The sequence below is a fragment of the Glutamicibacter sp. ZJUTW genome (genome assembly GCF_008370855.1).
GTDB lineage: Bacteria > Actinomycetota > Actinomycetes > Actinomycetales > Micrococcaceae > Glutamicibacter > Glutamicibacter nicotianae.
Genome location: NZ_CP043624.1, coordinates 1,607,791 through 1,627,958, shown reverse-complemented (window position 1 = coordinate 1,627,958; position 20,168 = coordinate 1,607,791). Strand labels below are relative to the sequence as shown.

The 20,168-nt window shown below is 63.7% G+C and carries 20 protein-coding genes; 7 read left to right on the top strand and 13 right to left on the bottom strand.

The genetic code is table 11. From position 1 onward, the window contains the following. Window positions 1–340 precede the first annotated feature (340 nt). From lepB to rpsP, 6 genes are all read right to left on the bottom strand, one after another. Entirely contained in the window at window positions 341–988 is a 648-nt protein-coding gene (gene lepB / locus F0M17_RS07635; protein ID WP_149596840.1) for a signal peptidase I, read from the bottom strand. A 13-nt stretch (window positions 989–1,001) separates the two neighbouring features. Continuing rightward, window positions 1,002–1,361, bottom strand: coding sequence for a 50S ribosomal protein L19 (rplS, locus tag F0M17_RS07630; protein ID WP_038991493.1), 360 nt, complete (start codon window positions 1,359–1,361; stop codon window positions 1,002–1,004). Window positions 1,362–1,610: 249 nt separating this feature from the next. Further along, the gene (gene trmD, locus F0M17_RS07625) at window positions 1,611–2,435 is read right to left on the bottom strand and encodes a tRNA (guanosine(37)-N1)-methyltransferase TrmD (protein WP_149596839.1); all 825 of its coding nucleotides are present in this window, start codon (window positions 2,433–2,435) and stop codon (window positions 1,611–1,613) included. Window positions 2,436–2,438: 3 nt separating this feature from the next. Beyond that, window positions 2,439–2,981, bottom strand: a complete 543-nt coding sequence (rimM, locus tag F0M17_RS07620; RefSeq protein WP_149596838.1) for a ribosome maturation factor RimM — start codon at window positions 2,979–2,981, stop codon at window positions 2,439–2,441. A gap of 154 nt (window positions 2,982–3,135) precedes the next feature. After that, entirely contained in the window at window positions 3,136–3,378 is a 243-nt protein-coding gene (locus F0M17_RS07615; protein ID WP_038991490.1) for an RNA-binding protein, read from the bottom strand. 2 nt (window positions 3,379–3,380) lie between these two features. Further along, window positions 3,381–3,791 carry a 30S ribosomal protein S16 gene (gene rpsP / locus F0M17_RS07610; protein ID WP_038991489.1) on the bottom strand — a complete coding sequence of 137 codons (411 nt, stop codon included), beginning with the start codon at window positions 3,789–3,791 and terminating at the stop codon, window positions 3,381–3,383. Window positions 3,792–4,041: 250 nt separating this feature from the next. Here rpsP and F0M17_RS07605 point away from each other — a divergent pair, with 250 nt between their 5' ends. Continuing rightward, window positions 4,042–4,671 (top strand): LysE family translocator, encoded by a 630-nt coding sequence (locus F0M17_RS07605; RefSeq protein WP_149596837.1) that lies wholly within the window; start codon window positions 4,042–4,044, stop codon window positions 4,669–4,671. Between the two features lie 47 nt (window positions 4,672–4,718). Here F0M17_RS07605 and F0M17_RS07600 read toward each other — a convergent pair whose 3' ends face one another. The 3 genes from F0M17_RS07600 to F0M17_RS07590 form a co-directional block, all read right to left on the bottom strand. Continuing rightward, on the bottom strand, window positions 4,719–6,446 hold the full coding sequence (locus F0M17_RS07600; RefSeq protein ID WP_149596836.1) for an HNH endonuclease signature motif containing protein: 1,728 nt from the start codon (window positions 6,444–6,446) through the stop codon (window positions 4,719–4,721). Window positions 6,447–6,510: 64 nt separating this feature from the next. After that, window positions 6,511–7,566 carry an iron chelate uptake ABC transporter family permease subunit gene (locus F0M17_RS07595; RefSeq protein ID WP_149596835.1) on the bottom strand — a complete coding sequence of 352 codons (1,056 nt, stop codon included), beginning with the start codon at window positions 7,564–7,566 and terminating at the stop codon, window positions 6,511–6,513. After that, the gene (locus F0M17_RS07590) at window positions 7,563–8,681 is read right to left on the bottom strand and encodes an iron ABC transporter permease (RefSeq protein ID WP_246857164.1); all 1,119 of its coding nucleotides are present in this window, start codon (window positions 8,679–8,681) and stop codon (window positions 7,563–7,565) included. Before F0M17_RS07590 ends, F0M17_RS07595 begins: the two co-directional genes overlap by 4 nt. Before the next feature lie 81 nt (window positions 8,682–8,762). On the opposite strand from F0M17_RS07590, the gene F0M17_RS07585 reads away from it, so the two are divergent. Continuing rightward, entirely contained in the window at window positions 8,763–9,770 is a 1,008-nt protein-coding gene (locus tag F0M17_RS07585) for an iron-siderophore ABC transporter substrate-binding protein (protein WP_149596834.1), read from the top strand. Between the two features lie 120 nt (window positions 9,771–9,890). Here the strand turns inward: F0M17_RS07585 and F0M17_RS17755 are convergent, their stop codons facing one another. Continuing rightward, window positions 9,891–10,019, bottom strand: coding sequence for a hypothetical protein (locus tag F0M17_RS17755; protein WP_255209554.1), 129 nt, complete (start codon window positions 10,017–10,019; stop codon window positions 9,891–9,893). A gap of 60 nt (window positions 10,020–10,079) precedes the next feature. Between F0M17_RS17755 and F0M17_RS17750 the strand changes: the two genes are divergently transcribed. The 3 genes from F0M17_RS17750 (at window position 10,080) to F0M17_RS07575 (ending at window position 12,991) form a co-directional block, all read left to right on the top strand. Next, window positions 10,080–10,202 carry a hypothetical protein gene (locus F0M17_RS17750; RefSeq protein ID WP_256370204.1) on the top strand — a complete coding sequence of 41 codons (123 nt, stop codon included), beginning with the start codon at window positions 10,080–10,082 and terminating at the stop codon, window positions 10,200–10,202. A gap of 124 nt (window positions 10,203–10,326) precedes the next feature. After that, window positions 10,327–12,132: a glycosyltransferase gene (locus F0M17_RS07580; protein ID WP_149596833.1), complete on the top strand. Its 1,806-nt coding sequence runs from the start codon at window positions 10,327–10,329 to the stop codon at window positions 12,130–12,132. A gap of 67 nt (window positions 12,133–12,199) precedes the next feature. Then, entirely contained in the window at window positions 12,200–12,991 is a 792-nt protein-coding gene (locus tag F0M17_RS07575; RefSeq protein ID WP_149596832.1) for a CatB-related O-acetyltransferase, read from the top strand. A gap of 74 nt (window positions 12,992–13,065) precedes the next feature. On the opposite strand, the gene F0M17_RS07570 is transcribed toward F0M17_RS07575, so the two are convergent. Continuing rightward, window positions 13,066–13,935 carry a VOC family protein gene (locus tag F0M17_RS07570; protein WP_149596831.1) on the bottom strand — a complete coding sequence of 290 codons (870 nt, stop codon included), beginning with the start codon at window positions 13,933–13,935 and terminating at the stop codon, window positions 13,066–13,068. 127 nt (window positions 13,936–14,062) lie between these two features. Next, complete coding sequence (locus tag F0M17_RS07565; RefSeq protein WP_149596830.1) at window positions 14,063–14,923, bottom strand: carbohydrate kinase family protein; 861 nt, start codon at window positions 14,921–14,923, stop codon at window positions 14,063–14,065. A 148-nt stretch (window positions 14,924–15,071) separates the two neighbouring features. On the opposite strand from F0M17_RS07565, the gene F0M17_RS07560 reads away from it, so the two are divergent. Continuing rightward, the gene (locus tag F0M17_RS07560) at window positions 15,072–16,778 is read left to right on the top strand and encodes an AMP-binding protein (protein WP_149596829.1); all 1,707 of its coding nucleotides are present in this window, start codon (window positions 15,072–15,074) and stop codon (window positions 16,776–16,778) included. A 355-nt stretch (window positions 16,779–17,133) separates the two neighbouring features. Then, window positions 17,134–18,846 (top strand): AMP-binding protein, encoded by a 1,713-nt coding sequence (locus F0M17_RS07555; protein ID WP_149596828.1) that lies wholly within the window; start codon window positions 17,134–17,136, stop codon window positions 18,844–18,846. A gap of 77 nt (window positions 18,847–18,923) precedes the next feature. Here F0M17_RS07555 and F0M17_RS07550 read toward each other — a convergent pair whose 3' ends face one another. Beyond that, window positions 18,924–20,117 carry a hypothetical protein gene (locus F0M17_RS07550; RefSeq protein ID WP_149596827.1) on the bottom strand — a complete coding sequence of 398 codons (1,194 nt, stop codon included), beginning with the start codon at window positions 20,115–20,117 and terminating at the stop codon, window positions 18,924–18,926. Window positions 20,118–20,168: the final 51 nt, after the last annotated feature.

Genomic DNA, 20,168 nt, shown 5'->3' with positions numbered 1-20,168 from the left:
AAATGAAACAATACTTGGTTCCCGCACAGTATTTCAAGCATCGAATCCAACAGAAATACAAACTCCGAGTTACGTTTCACCTAGTCAAATGCCCTCGACCGAAACGGATTAGGTGAAAAATTACGCCCCGGTAGCATTGATTTAAGATTGGAATACTCTTTCTAGCCCCTAGTCAACTTGGTAGATCCTGAAAGTTACCGCACAATTTGCACACCGATTACACAGGAACTCTTAGGCCCTGAAATTCAAACCAAATTAATTACATGTTCATAGAAAAAATGCGCCAGATGGGTAGTTCTACCCATCTGGCGCAAGCGAATTTACTAGTTGTTACGGCGTGTCACCTGATATCTGAGCGCTGATCGAGAGGCCAAATTACCTCTGCAGCCTTACCAGTAACCCGTTCAACACTGATCATCCCGCCGCCGCTGGCACCCAGCAACGAGCGCGAATCCTTAGAAGTGGACCGGTGATCGCCCATGACCCACAAACGGCCTTCCGGCACTTCTACGGAAAATTCCTGTTCACTTGGAGCATCCCCGGGGTAGATGTACTGCTCATCTACAGGCTCTCCGTTAACGAGAAGCAGCCCATCAGCACCGCAGCATTCCACGGTGTCTCCCCCAACGCCGATGACGCGCTTGACGTACTTGTTATTGCTGCCGGCGAGGCTGAATGCCGAGAGCAGATCATCAGCGAAACTGGCCTTGGCGTAGGGCAGGAACGAGCCGCGGCCATCGAAAACGATGATGTCTCCGCGCTGCGGTTCGGAATCCAGGTAGGCGCGGCGGTCCACGGAGATGCTTTGGCCAGGGTTGAGCGTGGGCTCCATCGAGTTGGAATCGATACGGAAGACATCGACCACCGTGGCGCGAAGAAGAATGGTGGCCAGCAGGCCGAAAATAACCGCGAGTACAGCGAAGCGCCAGACCCATGAAAAGGCCTGGCGCTTCATTGTTGCCCGCTCGGTGCGTGCAATCCGGTTCATGGAGGAACGCAGATTACTTCTTTGCGCCGAAGTCGCGCTTCTCGCGGATGCGAGCAGCCTTGCCGTGGCGATCGCGCATGTAGTACAGCTTTGCACGACGCACGTCGCCCTTGGTCACGACCTCAATCTTGTCGATGATTGGGGAGTGAACTGGGAAGGTACGCTCAACACCGGTGCCGAAGGAAACCTTGCGAACGGTGAAGGTCTCGCCAATGCCGCGGCCCTGGCGGCCAAGGACGTAGCCCTGGAAGACCTGAACACGGGAGTTCTTGCCTTCGATGATGTTGACGTGCACCTTCAAGGTGTCGCCTGGACCGAAGGCTGGAACGTCGGAGCGCAGCGAGGCTGCGTCAACAGAGTCAAGAATATGCATGGTGCATCTCCTAGGATCAATGCCGCAGGTCACCGAATCCTCGTAGCGGGGCCCGACACCGGTTGAAACCAGTGAAATCCCCGGAACGTTGTACCATCGATTGCCCCTAGCAATCGATGCGGCGGTCTTCTATGGCTCGAACTTCCCCCTGCGGCAGGAGTCGAACAAAAACACACCAAGAAACAATTATGCCGTATCAGCGAAGCCGACGCGAGTCTGCCCGAAATGGCTTCGAGTGATTTTCCCCTCTTAGCCGTTCTCGGTTCCGGCGCCGGCGGCCCAGTCCAGTTCGGCCTTGGGGGTAATGGCACCGTCAACGAGCGCAAATCCGTTGTGCCACAGGGCATCGCGGTCTTTCCGGTTCAGGCTCTCGGGATCCAGCTGCATGATCAGATCGGGGCGGCGCGCAGCGGTGCGCTTGATCTGCTCATCTCGGCGGAACCGTCCCACACGCTGGTGGTTGCCGCCGAGCAGCACCTCCGGGACATCGCGGCCTCGCCAGGATGCCGGCTTGGTGTAGACCGGGTATTCCAGCAGGACATCCGAATGGGATTCTTCCACCAGGGATTCAGGGTTGCCGATCACCCCGGGGATCAGCCGGGCGATGGCTTCGACCATCACCATCACAGCGACCTCTCCCCCGTTGAGCACGTAATCACCGATGGATACCGGGATGACGTTGAAGTTCTCGTGCGCATACTCGATGACGCGCTCGTCGATGCCCTCATAGCGGCCGCAGGCGAAGACCAGGTGCTCTTCTTCGGCAAGGTCGTAGGCCATTTGCTGGTTGAAGACAGTGCCTGCAGGCGACGGGACGATCAACGTCGGCTTGGGACCGGCAGCGTCGGCTGGGCGCACCGAGTCAAGTGCCTGACCCCACGGCTCGGGCATCATCACCATGCCGGCTCCACCACCGTAGGGGGTATCGTCGACCTTTCGGTGCTTGTCGGTGGTGAAGTCGCGCAGGTTGGTGACATTCAGATCCAGGATGCCGTCTTGCGCGGCGCGTCCGATCAGCGACAGCGAGAGCGGCTGCAGGTACTCAGGGAAAATCGAGATGACGTCCAGACGCATGGCTTACCTTGTTCCCTCTTCTTCGCTGCGTTCTTCATCGCTGTTCAAGGTCAGCAGTCCTGCCGGCGGGGTGATGACCACGATGCCGGCTTCCGGATCGATCTCCGGAACGAACTCGTCGACGAACGGCAGGTAGATCTCCTCGCCGTCAGCGTCTTCGAAGACCAGCAGATCCTGGGCTGGATTGGTGCGCAGTGCGGTGATGACGCCGACCTGCTCGCCATCGAGCATGACCTTCAGATCCAGCAATTCGTGCTCGTACCATTCGTCCGAGTCGTCTTCCGGCTCGTCCGAGACCTCGATTTCCAGGCGTGCGCCACGCAGGGTTTCCGCCTGGTTGCGGTCGGCAATTTCCTTGAAGGCGAGCAGCAGGATGGTCTTGTTCCAGCGGGCGTTCTTGATGGTCAGGGTTTTGACCGGGCCGTCGACGACGATGAATTCTTCGCCAGCGGTGAAGCGCTCTTCCGGGTTGTCGGTCATGACCTGGACGGTGACTTCACCACGGATGCCGTGGGGCTTGCCGATGCGGGCAACCTGCAATCGCATAGTCTGCTGCTCTTTCTGCACTAAGTTCCGTGGCGTGCGCCGGGAGACTGGTTTGGAAATTCTAGGGTAAACACGAAAAGGAGTTCCCGTCACTTCTCAGGACGGAAACTCCTTTCGTTTCGAAGCCAACTTACAAGTCAGACTTCTAAGTTGTTCAGCCTCGGCGACGGTCGGTGTCGATTACATCGACACGTACCGGCTCCTTGGCCAACGCTGCCATCACGGTGCGCAGTGCTCGCGCGGTGCGTCCCTGGCGTCCGATCACACGACCGAGATCCTCAGGATTCACACGAACTTCGAGCAGGTCGCCGCGGCGGGTTGACTTCAAGGCAACCTTGACGTCTTCCGGTTCCTCGACAACCCCGCGTACCAGATGGTCTAGCGCGTCAACGAGCACTGTTACTCAGCCTCGGTAGCTTCGGCCTCTGCCTCTTCAGCAGCTGGCTTCTCAGCCTTCTTGGTGATTGCCTCTGGGAGGATCACGGAACCCTTTTCAGGAGCAACGAATGCTGGCTTAGGCTCGGCAACCTTGTAGGTGCCTTCCTGGCCATCGATGCCCTTGAACTTCTGCCAGTCACCGGTGACCTTCAGCAGTGCGTGTACCTGCTCGGTTGGCTGTGCGCCAACGGACAGCCAGTACTGTGCACGATCCGAATCGATCTCGATAACCGATGGGTTCTCGGTTGGGTGGTACTTGCCGATCTCCTCGATGGCACGGCCATCGCGCTTGGCGCGCGAGTCCATGACGACAACGCGGTAGAAAGGTGCGCGCATCTTGCCGAAGCGCTTCAGACGAATCTTTACGGCCACTTTTGTGGTCTCCTGTTTCTCAACATGGTCGAATCCAATTTTTGGCACCTGTGGGGCAGGCCTTACTGGTTGGACTCTAAAAGGACAGGATTCGTAGCGGAGAGAGGGGCCACTGCGAATCGAGTACCCTGCAATTATGCCAGAGAGCAGGCTGGCTGGCCAACTCCATCTGGCGCAACGCGTCGGGCAATGATCATGAGCTTGCTCACCCCGGAGGCCACACTGATTTGGAGCTCTTAGTATTTATTCTATGACCGTCACTTCCGCTTTGCTGGCCTTCAGCGCCGTTGCCGCCTTGATGACCCTGATTCCGGGTGTCGATACTGCGTTGATCCTTCGTTCGGCGATCACCCGTGGGCGCGGCGAGGCCCTGCTGGCCGGGCTGGGGATTTGCACCGGTGTCTTCGTCTGGGGCGTGGCCGCGGCCGCCGGAGCATCGGCAATTCTGGCCGCGTCGGCGCTGGCGTACCAGATCCTCACTTACGCCGGCGCTGCCTACCTGGTATTCCTGGGCGGGCAGATGATCTACGGGAGCCTGCGCAAGAAGCAGCTGCCGAGCACCGAAATCCCGGTGCCGCAAAGCGGCATTCGAACCTACCTGACCGGCCTGGTCACCAACGTGCTGAACCCGAAGATCGGCGTTTTCTATATCGCGGCCATCCCGCAATTCACCCCTGCCGGCAGCAATGCCCTGCTCATGGGCGTCGGCCTGTCCGCCGTGCATGTTGCCCTCACCCTGATGTGGGCCGCCATTCTGGTATTCGGAGTACGGATCGCTGGACGCTGGCTGAGCTCAGCCAAGGCGGTGTCCTGGATGGATCGGATCACCGGGACGGTACTGATCGGTTTCGGGCTGAAGGTCGCGCTATCGCGGCCGTAACCTCGTGCACCAGCCGCCGTGGCGGCGCAGCTGGGCATTCGGCGTGCTCAGGCAGCTACCGGGACACTGTTTCTTCGCGGCATTTGCAGCGGATCCAGGTGCTTGGGCAGCAGGATGTGCGCCAGTCCCCCGACCGTAGCCACGGAGAGCAACCCGGCATGGACGGCATGGTGGTGCCGCCGGCACAGGCAGCTGCCGTTGCGCGTCGAGGTGCACCCGCCTCGCTCCCACCAATTGTCGTGGTGGTATTCGATCATTTCCGGTGGTGCGCTGCATCCCGGGACAATGCATCCACGGTCTCGGGCGAAGATCGCCCGTTTCATCGCTTCCGTGAAGAAGCGTTCCTTGCGCCCCACATCCAGCGGCTGGCCATCGGGCCCGAACACCACCCGGTAGATCTCGCCCTGGCAGATCAGCTGGGCGGTATCCACGGAATCGAGTTTCAACCCATGATCTGTGGTGGCTCCCAGCTTGCCTGGATCACCCAGATCCTGCAGGTCGTTCAATTGGATGTGGATGCCGATCCTTGGCGTGATGCCCTTGGCTGGCGACCCTGTCGAACGCTGCTTCAGTGCGGCCAATAGTGCATTGAGCCGACGCTGAGGCACGGGCACGTCCCCATCGCCAAGCAAGGCGGAATCCTTAGAGCCTTTAGTGCCATCAGTGCCTTGAGCATCTTGGGTGCCTGGCTGCCACTCGGAGGACCTGGACTCTGCGTCCTCCTGGTCCTCAGACTCGCAGTGCTCTTCGTGTTCTTCGTGTTCTTCTTGTTCTGCTTGGGCCCACGGTGGCGGAGGTTCGCTGCTGCTGAACAAGTCGTCGCTGGCTGGCTCGTCCGCGGTGTTAGCCTGTTGGCGTGGCGCCGCGTCTGGGGCGGCTCCGGCCGCGCGGGCGGCCTTGCCTGCGGTGGTGCGCGGATTATCCGCCTGGGCCAGGGCGGAGCGGAATTCCTCGCGCTGGGTTCCGCCGATCAGCAGCTCGTACTTGTCGCAGTCCCCGACGGTGCCCCGCGGATAGATGCCCGGTTGCGGAGTCCGTGTCTGCGTGCGGGCCTTGCGTTCAGCGCTCAGCAGGGCCGACAGCTTGGTTTCGCGGGTGGCGCGATCGGGTTCCTGCAGCAGCTCGGCGGCTTGTTCTTCGAGCAGCTGGCCCTGGGCATTGTAGGCGGTGGGTTGCAGCGGCTGGCCCTGGAAGCTGGTGTCTGCCGGCTCGAACTTGTCCAGGGCACGGGCCGCGCGGGCCACCATCCGCGGATCCAATGCAGGAGCCTCGGCGTAGAGCTTGGCCAGCTGGGCGAAGCGCGGTGCGGCGGTGCTGCCATCCATCAGCCGGCGGGCGATGAGCAGGTGGGCGTCGCTGACCCGATGCTGCCCTTCGTGGGCGTTGATTCCCAGCCACCCGGCCAGGAAGTCGCCGGTGTTCTGGTAGTGGGCGCGTCCCGAATGCTGGCGGGCTGGCCGGGCCAAATTGACTGTTGAATCCGCGACGGCCGCCAGCTCATCGTCTTCCAGCAGGTGGGCGCCGGTTGATTCGAGGTGGATGGCGCTGCGCAGCTGCTCGCGCAGGGTGTAGCGGTAGAGCAGTTCAACCAGCCGGGCATGGGCGGCCGCCACCCGCGGGTCATCGCTCTCGCGCAGGGCTTCAGAAAGCTTGGCCAGCAGCGCGAGGCAGGACGCCATCAGCTCCAGGAGCACGCCGGCCGCTTGGCGCGGCAGGGCCCCGGTGATGGCTTCGCGCAGGATCTGCGTCGCTGCGGCTAGCTGGTGAATTCCCATACACCGATCATCGCCCCGGCCCATTGCGCTGGCCGGGCCGATGCCGCGAAATGTGGATAAGCGGTTATCCGCGCTGGCGGACCTTGGACTGGCGGATCACCAGGAAGATCAGGTACGGGGCGCCAATCACCGCGGTGGCCACCCCGGCGGGCAGGATCACCGGGAAGGCGCGGGCCGCGAGCAGGTCGGCCAGCAGCACGAAGATCGCCCCGATCAGTGCCGCATGCGGCACCGGCGGGATGGTGCCGCGGGCCACCAGCCGGGCGGCGTGCCCGCTGGCCAGCGCGACGAAGGCCAATGGCCCGGCGATCACCGTCGCGGCGATGGCCAGCAGCGAGGCGATGCCCAGCATCAGCACCCGGTCGCGGCCCAGGTGCATGCCCAGGGCGCGGGAGGTGTCCGAATCCAGGGCCAGCACCTCGCGTTGGTTGCGCAGCAGCGCCGCGGCCACCAGTCCCAGCACGATTACCGCCGGGGCGATGGCGAGGTCGGCCCAGGAGATCGCGTTGATCGTCCCGGCCAGCCAGGTCAGCGCCTGCTGCGCGTTGTAGATCTCGCCCAGGGTGAGCATCCAGGAGGTCAGCGCGGCGCACAGCCCGGAGAACCCCAGGCCGACCAGCACCAGCCGGTTGCTTTCCAGCGAACTGCGCCAGACCAGCGCGAAAACCAGTGCGGAGACCAGCAGTCCGCCGACGGTGGCGGCGATCGGCAGCCCGTAGAGCACCAGCAGTTCGGATCGGCCGGCGGTATGCGCGCTGATCGCCAGCACACAGACCGCGCCCAGGGCCGCACCGTTGGTCACCCCGAGGATGTCGGGGCTGGCCAGCGGGTTGCGCGCCACGTTCTGGGTCAGCGCCCCGGCCACGCCGAACCCGGCTCCGGCCAGCACCGCGGCCACGCTGCGCGGCAGGCGGAATTCGGTGATCGCCAGTTCGGTGCGCGCATCCGGGGCCGCGCCGAAGAGCGTGGCCAGCACATCGCCGATGGCGATCGGGGTGCCGCCGATGGCCAGGTGCAGGCAGAAGGCGGCGAAGGCCACGGCCAGCAGCAGCAGCCCGGTAGCCGCCGCGCGCCGGGCGCGCAGCACCTGGGCCGGCTTGGGAATCGCCCGGGTGCTCATACGGACACCGCCTTGCGCCGGCGGGCCACGTAGATGAGGAAGGGTGCGCCGAGCAGCGCGATGACCACGCCCACCGGCAGTTCCCCGGGCCGCGCGAGCATCCGGCCGAGCACATCGGCCACGCACAGCAGCAGCGCCCCGCACAGCGCGGAGCCGGGGATCACCCAGCGGTAGTCGGCGCCGAAGATGCGCCGGGCAATGTGCGGCACCAGCAGGCCGAGGAAGGCGATCGGCCCGGCCAAGGTGACCGCCAGCCCGGACAGCGCCACGATCGCGGCCAATCCCAGGCCGCGGGCGTGCAGTGCGGTGATCCCGAGGCTGCGTGCCGAATCCTCGCCCAAGGTCAGCGCGTTCAGCCCGCGGGCATTGGCCAGCGCCAGCACGGTGCCGGCGATCAGCAGCGGCCACAGCGACAGGAAGGACTCGTAGCCCTGGACCACGGAGCCGACCTGCCAGAAGCGCAGGGTTTCCAGCGCGGCCTCGCTGAGCAGCACGATCGCCGAGACCACCCCGGCGCACAGCGCGGTGACCGCGGCACCGACCAGCAGCAGGGTGATCGGCGATCCGCCGCGCCCGTCGATGCGCCCGATGCCGAAGACCACCAGGGCCGCGAGCAGCGCCCCGCCCAGCGCCAGCAGCGCCTGGGTCCATGCCGGCAGCGGGCCAGTGAAGGCGGCCACCGAGACGATGGCCAACGCCGCACCCTGGTTGATGCCCAGCAGGCCGGGTTCGGCGATCGGGTTGCGGGTGTGCCCCTGGATCAGCGTGCCGGCCATGCCCAAAGCGGCGCCGGCGGCCAGTGCGGTGACGGTGCGCGGCCAGCGGATCTCCCGGATGGCGATGTCGCTGACTTGCCCGTCGGGTGCCAGCAGTGCGTGGCGCAGCTCGGCGAAGCTGGAGGTGGTGCTGCCGATCCACAGGCTGAGCCCGAGGGCGGCGCCCACCGCGGCGGCCAGGACCAGCAGGGAGCTGATGCGCGGTGTGGTGCGGTTGATGGTCGGTGGCCTTTCTCGGGCCGCGAGGTGCGCGGCGGGTGCGAACGGGGGTTGCGATCGATTATGTCGCAGAATGTTGACCGGTGCGGCCGGAATCGTGCTACTGTTCATCTCGCGCATTGAGCTTACCCTTACCTAAATAGGGCTGGCAAAAATACATCATGCGCTATTTAGTAAATCGTCTTCACGGAAAGCACTCGCATGCATACTCCCCGCATCCTCGCACTGGCCGCGGCCTTGGCGGCGGCCTCGCTGGCCCTGTCCTCCTGCGCAAGCTCGACGCCGAGCACCGAGCCGGCTGAAACCGCCGCCACCGCGCAGGCCGATGCCAGCTTCCCGGCGAGCATCAAGCATTTCCGCGGCACCACCGAATTGGCGCAGCGCCCGCTGCGCGTGGCCGCGCTGGATCCTTCATATGTGGATGCAACCATGCTGCTGGGCGCCGAGCTGGTGGCCTACACCGAGTACCGCCAGGGCGACAATCCCTTCCCGGAGTACCTCGGCGACATCTCGGATTTGACCGATGAGGCAGTGAACGTCGGCACCATCGCCGAACCGGATTTGGAGAAGCTGCTGGCCACCGCGCCGGATGTCATCATCTCCGCCGACGTGCGCCAGGGCGCCATGTACGACCAGCTGAACAAGATCGCCCCGACCATCTTCTCCGAGTCCACCGGTCCGACCTGGAAGGAGAATGTGGTGCTGCTGGGCGAGGCCCTGGGCAAGAAGGAGCAGGCCGAGCAGGCCGTCGCCGACTACGAGGCCCGTGCCGCCGCGGTGGGCAAGGAAATCCTGGCGAAGAAGCCGGAAACCACCTATTCGCTGGTGCGCTTCGCCGGCGAGGACACCGCGCGCCTGTACGCCACCGATTCGTTCATCGGCGAGATCATGGTCGACATGGGCATCCCGCGCCCGAAGGACGCGCCGGACACCACCGAATCGATCTTCGTTCCGCTCTCGCCGGAAGAAATCCTGAAGGCCGACGCCGAAGTGATCTTCCAGTCCACCTGGGCGCCGGAAGGTGCCGAGGGTGACGCATCGCGCGCCCAGGAGAAGAAGTTCACCTCCAACCCGCTGTGGGAGAAGCTGGAGGGCGAGGTCATGCCGGTTGACGACTCGATCTTCCTCTCCTCGGTTTCGCTGCAGGGCGCCGGTGAGGTCATCACCCAGGTGGCCGAGCACTTCGAGGTCGACCCGCAGCTGCCATAGCGGCCGCGAGCAGCTCCAACCATTAAAGAGCATCGAGTCCCTGCCCGGCGTCATTCGCCGTAGGCAGGGACTCGATGCTGTTAACTAGCGGCCCCGAAAGGTGCCGCGCTCAATCAGTGGTTATCTGGCGGCCTTGCGCACCGGATCGACAGCGCTCTCCGCGTGCTTCAGCCGCTTCTCAGCGCGCTTCTCCTTGATGCTCTTGCCTGGTTTTTTCGCTTCGCCCTTGCGCGGGGATTTGCTCGACATGACGTGCCGTCCTTTACCGGAGACGCACTGCGCCTCCAACAAATGCGGGGAGAGTACCCCATGACCACGACCATAGGAAGTTTCGCCCAGAAGGGCAAGGGATACTGCCAACTGGGCGATTCTTCCCATGATTCCAGCGCATCCGGCGAGCACCTTGGCGGATGGGCCGATGACGCGGTGTGACCGGCACAACGGCGCATTCCCAGCGCCCGCCTAGCTTCACCGCGTAGGCTGAAATCTGGCGCGGGGTACTGCCTATCCTCGTGTGAAATTAACTTTCCTGTGGTCAACCTAAGGATCCTTCACCGTGGTATTCAAGGAACAGCATGTGGACGCCTATATGGTGACGTGGAAGCTGGAGCGCGAATTCGGCGGGATGACCACCGTCTGCACCCAGCGCGCGGCGGCTTTCGCCGAGCGCCATGGCTCGGCCGCTGTGATCACCTTCGCCCCGAATGCGCAGATTCCGCAGATCGCCGAAGAGCTCGTGGAACGCGGCAAGCTCTCGCCGAAGGTCAAGGTGCTCAACCCCTATCTCTACCTGGCGGAGCACGACCTGCAGCCGCAGGAGCGCATCCCGGACAGGAAAGCGGAACCCGCGCATCAGGACTTCACCCTCAGTGATTCCGTTCGCCATCCCGGCGGGACCGGCGTGTTCTGCGAGCACAGCGTGGCCGGTCCGGAGGGCGAGGTCAGGCAGACCGCCTACTTCCGCAACGACGGCACGGTCTTCCTGACCGATACGAAGTTCCACGACGGCAAGCACCGCCGCGTCGTCGAGGCATTCGACCGCACCGGAATGCTGGTGGCGCGTTTCAACAGCGCTGCATCGTTCTACCGCTATTGGCTTTCGCAGATCGTCGACCACCCGAACTCCCTGGTGGTCATCGACAGCAAATTCACCGCGGCCATGCTCGCCTCCTGGAAAACCGTGCATGTGCCCAAGGTGTTCGCCTTCCACAGCATTCATGTGGCCAAGGGGCAGGATTTGGCCACCGGCAAGCTTTCCAAGGGCCACGGCCCGATCATCGAGGAACGCGCCAACTGGGATGCGTTCGTCTTCCTGACCCGCGCGCAGCGCCAGGCCTATGTCGAGCGCTTCGGGAATCCGGACTCGGCATTCGTGATTCCCAATCCGCTGAAGCCTTCGGTTCTCCAGCCGCCAGAACCGGAGCGCGGCGCCACGGATTTGATCGTCGCCGGTTCGCTGACCCCCAACAAGAATGTGGCCGCCGCACTGGATGCCGTCCATGAGCTGTCGCGCCGCGGCAAGCATCCCACCTTGCACATCGTGGGCGAGGGCAGCGAGCGCGACGCGCTGGAAGTGCGGGCCGCCGAGCTGGGCTTGGGCGAGCAGGTGGTCTTCCACGGCTTCTCCGATCAGCTCCCCCGCCGCTTCGCCTCCTGCCTGGCCCAGCTGTTCACCTCGACCAACGAGGGCCAGGCCCTGGTGATCCTCGAAGCCCAGGCGCAGGGATGCATTCCGGTGTCCTTCGACATCAACTTCGGCCCCGCCGACAGCATCACCGATGGGAGCAACGGCTTCCTGGTCCCCCATGGGGACATCCAGCTGATGGCGGACCGCGTCGAGCAGCTCATGGATGACCCCGCGCTGGCCGCGAGGATGTCGCAGCAAGCCCGCACTTTTGCCCGCGAGTACCAGTCTCGCGATCTCGTCTCGCTCTGGGAGGAAACCGTGTCCATCGCCAAGCTGTTCAAGAAGAAGGCCGCAACCAGCGACGTCCCGCATTTCGATGCGCGGCTGCGCGGCGTGGAATTCCCCGAGGGCCAGGGACTGCAGGTGAAGGTAGAGCATCATGCGGACCTCGATGCCCTGCCCGCCGATGCCGTTTTCGAGCTGGTCTTCGTCAACCGCGGCAGCAAGGAAGAGCTCGCCTCGGTGCCCAGCACCGGCGTGGAGGGAGAACTGGTCTTCTTCGATGTGGATCCCCAGCTGCTGGGCGAGATCCCGGAGCAGGACACGGCAGTGGACGTGAACCTGCGCCTGCGGGTGGGCAAGGATGCTGGAGACAAGCGCCTGGGCCTGCCCGAATCGATGATCCTGCCCTACTTCACGACGCAGAAGAACCTCTCCTTCCGCCCCGAGCAGTAGCCGGCATCCAGCGCGTGCTCCGCGCCCATGGACAATTCTCCAAGCCCGCTTCGATAAACTCGATCGCATGCGAATCAAGATGTCCCAGCTGCGGCCGCTGCTCAAGAGCCACCGGATCCTCATGACGGTTCCTGGCATGAAGGATTTCGAGGACACCGGAAGCACCTACAACCCCGGTGCCTGGGTCAGCTACGAGGAAGACCTCGCCTTGGATCCCTACACCACCTTCTGGGGCACCAGCGGAACAGCACTGCCGCGCATGGGAGCGTTCTCCTATACGCATTCGAAGCTCAACAAGGCCATCAGCGTCGGACGCTTCACCTCGATCGCCAAGGGCCTGTCGGTCATGGGTGCCAAGCACCCTTTGGAGTGGGCTTCGACCAGCCCGGTGTTCTACAACCAGCGGCTGCTGATGCAGACCTACTGCGCCGATCGCGGCGTGGAACTGGGCACGACAAAGTACAGCTACACGCCGGGGAAGATCACCATCGGCAACGATGTGTGGATCGGCGAGAAGGTCACCCTGGGCCATGGGGTATCGATTGGCGATGGAGCGGCCATCGCCTCGAATTCGGTGATCACCAAGGACGTGGCGCCATTCACCGTGGTGGGCGGGCTGCCGGCGAAGAAGATCCGCGACCGCTTCGATGCCCAGACCACCGAAGCGCTGAAGGCCTCCCAATGGTGGCGGTACGCCCCGGAGGATCTCACGCCGCTGCAGGTGTCGGACCCTGCGGCCTTTGCCGAGCAGGTGCTTGAACGGGCAGCGGCCGGCACGCTGAAGCCCTTAGAAACCCAGCCGCTGACCGCCCGGCATATCGCCGAACACCTGGAGTCCCTGCAGTCCGCAAGCAACTGAACATGGGAATGCCCCGGGCGCTCGCCGAATTGGCGGGCGCCCGGGGCAATTAAGCTGTCGGGCCAGAGTCTGGATCAGCCCACTGCCACGCGCAGCTCGTTGTTCCATGGGTCCTTGAAACGCAGCTCGGCGCCGGTGTGGTGGTTCTCCACCTTGGCGAAGGCCAGCCGTTCGGCCAGCTTGCCCACCTCGTCTTCGGTCGGGACGTTGATCAGCACCTCGCCCAGGCCCAGGGTGTCCTTGCGCGGTCCGGCGCCGCGCGAGTTCCATACATTCATCGCCATGTGGTGGTGGTATCCACCAGCGGAGACGAACAGCGCCTGGTTGCCCAGCGTGGCAGTCTCGTCGAAGCCCAGGGTGTTGACGTAGAACTGGCGGGCGGTGGCGACGTCGCCAACCTGCAGGTGCACGTGCCCGATATCGGCGGCGGCCTGGCGCTGTCCCGTGATGGCCTGCTCATTCAGGTGCTCATCGAGGAACTTGTTCGGATCCAGGTAGATGGTATCCATGGCCACCTCGCCGTCGCTCCAGCTCCAGGTATCGCGCGGACGATCCCAGTACAGCTCGATGCCGTTGCCTTCCGGATCGGTGAAGTAGAAGGCCTCGGAGACCAGGTGGTCCGAGCTGCCCACGAAGCGGCTCTGGTCGAACTGTGCTGCCGAGAGCACGGTGGCTGCCAGATCGGCCTTGGTGTCGAAGAGCAGCGCGGTATGGAAGAGCCCCGCTTCGTTGCGCGATGGCAGCTGCAGGCCTGGCGCGTTCTGCAGGTTGACCAGTTCCTGGGTGCCGCGGCCCAGGCGGGTGCCTTCCGCGGTTTCATCCAAAACAGCCAGTCCCAATGCCTGCTGGTAGTACTCGCTCATGGTCTTCATGTCGCCGACCTTCAGTTGCACGGCGTTCATGTGGGTGGTTGCGGCGAGCTTGTCTTCTTTGAGCATGGTCATCTCCAGCGCCTTCTTTCCGATCAGGACTTCCTGTTGGCTATCACCCTACTCCAATTTACTTGATGCTTCAAGTACATTCTGGTGTTCCGGTGATCACGCCATTGAACGCATCGGGTGCACCGCTCCGCTAGGCTGACAACTGGGCGAGCTTCGGGTGCAGATGCCTGCTCGATAGCGCTGCCGCCGCACTGCTGGCAGCCGCCTCCATCGACGCCTGCACTGGCGCGCCGCGCAGCCGGGCCGCCAAGAATCCCGCCATGAAGGCATCTCCGGCACCATTGGTATCGACCACCTCGACCTTTGGCGCGGCCACTTCCCAACGCCGGCCCTGGCGATCCATGGCCACCGCGCCCTGCTCCCCCAGCGTGCAAATACCCAGACCGGGGCCGCGGCGCAGGCAACCGGCCAGCAGCTCCCACGGGTCACTGGTGGCATCATCGTTCATGAAAACCACAGAAGCCGCGCCCAGGAATGGCTGATGGAACGAGGTAAAGCCATCAAAGTCATGCAGGTCGACCCACAGCGGCACGGCCGGCCCACGCAATCGCTCAATGACCCGCAACCCCAACTCGCTCAGATCAATCACCGCCAGATCGGCCTCGCGCACCGCGGCGCAAACGGCTTCGACATCCGCGTCGGCGGGAGTGGACGGCGTGGCAAGATAGACCGAGACCCGCTGGCCGCCAGCCATGAGGTTAACATGCTGCTCGGTGCTCGCGCTGGGCACCACCTGCAGGTTGATGCCAGCGCCCAAGAGCGCACGCCGCAGCGCACGCCCGGATTCATCGTCGCCTACCTGGGTAAAGAGCTCGGTGGCGACACCCAGCGAACTCAAGTGCAGTGCCTTGCCCGCAGAAGTGCCACCGACGGTACGCCATGCGCTGTTCGCGAGGAGTTGCTGGGGGCGGGGATCGGGCAGGTGGTCAAGCTCAACCAGCTGATTCCAGCTGGATGGACCACAGACAGGCACCTTGGGCTGCTGGCTCATGCACTAATTAAATACCCCCAGCCTCAGGTGATTCAAGACTTCGGTCGGCAACAACGCTTTCAAACCCTTGGACTTCCAAGTATATTGGCCAGTGATCCGCCTCACTCTATCGACGGGGCGCCATTGTCCACGCGAGGGAAGGTTAGTTGTGAGCGTTACCGATGAATTCAGAGCTGCCCGAGATCGGCTACTGGAATTGCGCAACGATTACCAGCAGGCACGGGCCGAGTTCAGCTGGCCTCAGTTCAGTGAGTTCAATTTCGGCTTTGACTGGTTTGACCAGGTTGCCAAGGATCCGCAGCGGGCGGATCAGCCGGCGCTGATCATCACCGAACGAGACGGCAGCTCCATCAGGCGCACCTGGGCCGAGCTCTCCGAGCGCTCCACGCAAGTGGCCCGCTGGCTCGCCGACCAGGGCGTGAACCGCTCGGACTCCATTGCCATCATGCTCGGCAACCAGGTTGAGCTCTGGGAGTCGATGCTCGCCGGAATCAAGCTCGGCGCCATCCTGATCCCGTGCACCACGCAGCTGACGCCCACGGACCTGGCCGACCGGATCGATCGCGGCCGCATCCAATGGGTGATCACCAACGAGGCCGAGATCCAGAAGTTCGACACCGTGCCCGGGGACTACACGCTGATCCAGATCGGCGGCAGCGTGCCAGAAGAAAATCTCAACTACGCTAAGTCCCACCAGGCCGAGGCCGGTTTCCAGCTCGATTCCCCCACGCGCGCCGATGAAACGCTCTTGCGCTACTTCACCTCTGGCACCACATCCAAGGCCAAGCTGGTAGAGCACACCCATACGTCCTACCCGGTGGGCCACTTGAGCACCATGTTCTGGATCGGCCTGGAACCAGGAGACGTGCACCTGAATGTCGCCTCGCCGGGCTGGGCAAAACATGCGTGGTCCAACCTGTTTGCGCCATGGATCGCCGAGGCGACTGTTTTCCTCTATAACTATGACCGCTTTGACCCGATCGCGCTGATGAACCAGATGGACGCCGAAAAGGTGACCAGCTTCTGCGCGCCGCCCACCGTATGGCGCCTGCTGATCCAGGCGGATCTGGGCGCCTTGAAGACGGCGCCGCAAAAGCTGGTCTCGGCCGGCGAACCGCTGAATGCGGAAGTCATCGACCAGGTGCACAAGTCCTGGGGACAGGTCATCCGCGATGGCTTTGGCCAAACCGAGACCACGGTGCAGATCGCGAATCCGCCAGGCGAGCCGATCACCATCGGCGCGATGGGCCGGCCGATGCCCGGCTACGAGGTGGTGCTGCGCGATCCGGCCACCGGCGAGGAAGGCGAAGTGGGAGAAATCTGCCTGGTCACCACCCCGCGTCCGCTGGGCCTGATGAAGGGCTACTTCGAGAACGAGGAGAAGACCAATGAGGTCTTCCGGGACGGCGTGTACCATACCGGGGATATCGCCGAGCGGGACGAGCGCGGCGTGCTGACCTACGTCGGGCGTGCCGATGATGTGTTCAAGTCCAGCGACTACAAGATCAGCCCCTTCGAGCTGGAATCGGTGCTGATCGAGCACCCCGGCGTGGCCGAAGCGGCGGTGGTCCCGGCACCCGATGAGCTGCGGCTGACCGTGCCCAAGGCCTACATCGTCGCCTCCGGCGGGCACGAGCCGGGCCCGGAATTGGCCGAATCGATCCTCGCCTACTGCCGCGAGCACCTCTCGGCCTTCAAGCGCATCCGCCGCCTTGAATTTGCCGATCTGCCCAAGACGATCTCGGGCAAGATCCGCCGCGTGGAACTGCGCCAGGCAGAAGAACGGCGGCACACCGGCGGTACCCCAGCTGGAACCGAATACCGGGATACCGACTTCCCGAAGCTCAAGGGGTAATCGCCCCAAGCATCCAGGGCGCTTTCCGAATTTGGCTTCGGCAGGCGCTCTGGATTTTTCCTTGCCGCCAATGCACCTTGCGGATACTGGCTGCACGTCTGCGCCGAGGCCAGCCAATGAGCACCACCGCCTGTCGGCACAAGGCGTCAGGCGCCACCGCAAAGTTCGCAGAACGTCTCCATTCAGGCACTATGTATGCCTGCAGTGGAATTTGTTGGGCAGAATTTGCGAACTTCAACACTCTTACCGCGCATGATGTCGCAACAATTCGTCAGAACTGGGCACTGAAGTATATTGATTCCAGAAGACCGAAGAATTCTCTTGGGCGCTGGCGCCCATCATGCAAAGGACTCTGATGAGCAATACCGGCAAGTTCCGGGCAGCACGCGATCTGCTGCTGGCAGCACGCGATGACTACGACCGGGCCCGGGCCGAGTTCTCCTGGCCGGAATTCAACGATTTCAACTTCGCCTACGACTGGTTCGACCAGGTGGCCAAGGACCCGGCGCGGGCCAATGAACCGGCACTGATCCTCACCGAACCCGATGGCAGCTCCGCACGCTACAGCTGGGCCGAGCTCTCGCGCCGCTCCACCCAGGTGGCCCGCTGGCTCTCGGATGAGGGCCTGCAACGCGGCGACACCATCATCGTCATGCTGGGCAACGAGGTGGCCCTGTGGGAGGTGATGCTGGCGGGCATGAAGCTCGGAGCGGTGATCATCCCGTCGACCACGCAGCTGGTCAGCGCGGATCTGGCCGACCGCATCGAGCGCGGCAACGCGAACTGGGTGATCACCAGCCATGACCAGGTCGCCAAGTTCGACACGGTCCCCGGGGACTACCGGATCGTCCAGGTGCGCGGCGAAGCCAGCGAGGGCACCTTGGACTACGGCAAGTCCCACGATGCGCCGGCCGAATTCAGCCTGGACTCCCCGACGCTGGCCGATGAGAACATGCTGCTCTACTTCACCTCGGGAACCACCTCGCTGGCCAAGCTGGTGCAGCACACCCACACCTCGTACACCGTGGGCCACCTGGCAACGATGTTCTGGATCGGCCTGGAACCAGGCGACGTGCACCTGAATGTGGCATCCCCCGGGTGGGGCAAGCACGCCTGGTCGAACTTCTTCGGCCCGTGGATCGCCGAGGCGACGGTGTTCGTCTACAACTACGAGCGCTTTGATCCGCTGGCGCTGATGAACCAGATGGCGGTGGAGAAGGTCACCAGCTTCTGCGCGCCGCCCACCGTCTGGCGCTATTTGATCCAGGCGGACCTGGGCACCCTGAAGACTCCCCCGCGCAAGCTGGTCTCCGCCGGCGAGCCGTTGAATGCAGAGGTCATCGACCAGGTGCGCCAGGCCTGGGGCCAGGTGATCCGCGATGGCTACGGGCAGACCGAAACCACGGTGCAGATCGCCAATTCGCCGGGCACCGAGGTGAAGGTCGGCGCGATGGGCCGCCCGATGCCGGGCTATGCGGTGGAACTGCGCAACCCGACCACCGGGCAGCTGGCCGAAATCGGGGAAATCTGCCTGCGCCTCGATCCGGCTCCGGCAGGCTTGATGAAGGGCTACTTCGCCGATGAGGAGAAAACCGCCGAAGCGATGCAGGGCGGCGTCTACCACACCGGCGATATCGCCGAACGCGATGAGGAAGGCGTGCTGACCTATGTGGGCCGCGCCGATGACATCTTCAAGTCCAGCGACTACAAGCTCAGCCCGTTCGAGCTGGAGTCGGTGCTGCTGGAGCATCCTGCGGTGGCCGAGGCGGCCGTGGTGCCCTCTCCTGATCCGCTGAAGCTCTCGGTGCCCAAGGCCTTCGTGGTGCTGGCCGGCAACCTGGAGCCATCCGCCGAGGTGGCCAAGGACATCCTCGGCTTCTGCCGCGAGCAGCTGGCCCCCTACAAGCGGATCCGCCGGCTGGAATTCACCACCCTGCCCAAGACCATCTCGGGCAAGATCCGCCGCGTGGAGCTGCGCCTGGCCGAGGAGGAACGGCATGCGGCCGGCACCACCGTCAGCGGAGAGTACCGGGATACCGATTTCCCTGAACTGAAGGACCGAGGCTAGGACTTTGCGGCAAAGGCCAGCCCGGCAGGAAGCATTTTCGCTTCCTGCCGGGCTGGCCTTTGGTTTGCTGCGATTGGCTAGCGGCTGCGCTTGGCTTTCAGCGCGTCGACAATGCCCTTGCCCAGGTAGAAAGCGCCATCGGCATACCAGGCCAGCATCAGCAGCTGGCGCGCCGGCTTGGGCAGCCACCCGAAGCGTTCGCTCTTGGCCAGCACCAGGTGCACTGCCGCACCGGATGCCAGCACCGCTGCGCTTGAACCGATCAGCGCCTTGGGGTTCCAGTTGTGCCGGTAGAGCAGCCGTTCCAGGCCCTTGGCTTCGCGCTCCTGCTCTGCCAGGGCCGACTTGATGGTCTTGTACGGGCCGCCGGTGGTGATCACCCGGCGTTCCTCGGGCAGCGGACGGCCGGTGAGGTAGTCGACGCTGCGCGCATCGAAGCCCAGCAGCGTCAGCAGGCGCTTGAGATCCTTCAAATCCCTGCTGCCGCGAGCCAGCTGCTGCGCCTCCGCGCGGTGGGCAGGATCCTCGACCAGTTGCTCGACGAGCTCCAGTTCCGTCTCATCCCAGCCATGGAGCAGGTGATCCAGCTCTTCGAGGCGCACCGCTGCCGGGCTGCCGGCTTCCGGCTCCAGGATGACGGTGCGTTCCAGGTCCACCGTCATGGACAGCGAGGAGCCGAACAGCTCCAGCCGCGGCCCCTTGGCTTCGATGGTTGCGGTGATGACATTGCCGGTACGGTCCAGGGACAGGTACGGGCGGTTTGAACGCCCGATGCTCGGAGCATGGACCGGTTCCTTGGGCATGGCCATCAGCCCGGAGCCGTTCTCCCACACGGTGATCTCGTTCGTCTCGAAGCCTGCCGCGAGCACCAATTCGGAGCCCTTGAGCTTCGGACCGTGCAGCAGCTCGCTGGAAGTGCCGTAGTCGCCGAGCAGCTCCTCATCCGGGTTGGGCCCGTCGATCTCGTCCCCGTCCACCAGCACGTAGTCGGCACCGGTGGAGTTCTTCAGCTCGTGGACCAGCTTGGTCACGCGCGAGCCTTCGCGCAGCTTGCCCTTGGCATCGATGCGGTAGAGCACCGCATCGCGGGCTTCGCTCACCGTGGCCACCTCGGCCATCACTTCGGTGGAATGCTCGCGTTCAACTGCCCCGCCGATGAATCCGAGCAGGCGCCGGTCGGCCAGCGCGGTGCGGATCAGCGCCGCCACATCAGGCTTGTCGCCCATGAAGATGAATTCCAGGTTGAGGTAGTTGAACTCGGTTGAATCCACGGAGGCGGACCCCTTTCGCGGGTGGGATTGTCGTTATCTATCAATCATAGG

Coding starts and splice junctions, on each gene's coding strand:
- lepB (WP_149596840.1), bottom strand. CDS start 988: ATGAACCGGATTGCACGCACCGAGCGGGCAACAATGAAGCGCCAGGCC.
- rplS (WP_038991493.1), bottom strand. CDS start 1,361: ATGCATATTCTTGACTCTGTTGACGCAGCCTCGCTGCGCTCCGACGTT.
- trmD (WP_149596839.1), bottom strand. CDS start 2,435: ATGCGTCTGGACGTCATCTCGATTTTCCCTGAGTACCTGCAGCCGCTC.
- rimM (WP_149596838.1), bottom strand. CDS start 2,981: ATGCGATTGCAGGTTGCCCGCATCGGCAAGCCCCACGGCATCCGTGGT.
- F0M17_RS07605 (WP_149596837.1), top strand. CDS start 4,042: ATGACCGTCACTTCCGCTTTGCTGGCCTTCAGCGCCGTTGCCGCCTTG.
- F0M17_RS07600 (WP_149596836.1), bottom strand. CDS start 6,446: ATGGGAATTCACCAGCTAGCCGCAGCGACGCAGATCCTGCGCGAAGCC.
- F0M17_RS07595 (WP_149596835.1), bottom strand. CDS start 7,566: ATGAGCACCCGGGCGATTCCCAAGCCGGCCCAGGTGCTGCGCGCCCGG.
- F0M17_RS07590 (WP_246857164.1), bottom strand. CDS start 8,681: ATGCGCGAGATGAACAGTAGCACGATTCCGGCCGCACCGGTCAACATT.
- F0M17_RS07585 (WP_149596834.1), top strand. CDS start 8,763: ATGCATACTCCCCGCATCCTCGCACTGGCCGCGGCCTTGGCGGCGGCC.
- F0M17_RS17755 (WP_255209554.1), bottom strand. CDS start 10,019: ATGTCGAGCAAATCCCCGCGCAAGGGCGAAGCGAAAAAACCAGGCAAG.
- F0M17_RS17750 (WP_256370204.1), top strand. CDS start 10,080: ATGACCACGACCATAGGAAGTTTCGCCCAGAAGGGCAAGGGATACTGC.
- F0M17_RS07575 (WP_149596832.1), top strand. CDS start 12,200: ATGCGAATCAAGATGTCCCAGCTGCGGCCGCTGCTCAAGAGCCACCGG.
- F0M17_RS07570 (WP_149596831.1), bottom strand. CDS start 13,935: ATGACCATGCTCAAAGAAGACAAGCTCGCCGCAACCACCCACATGAAC.
- F0M17_RS07565 (WP_149596830.1), bottom strand. CDS start 14,923: ATGAGCCAGCAGCCCAAGGTGCCTGTCTGTGGTCCATCCAGCTGGAAT.
- F0M17_RS07555 (WP_149596828.1), top strand. CDS start 17,134: ATGAGCAATACCGGCAAGTTCCGGGCAGCACGCGATCTGCTGCTGGCA.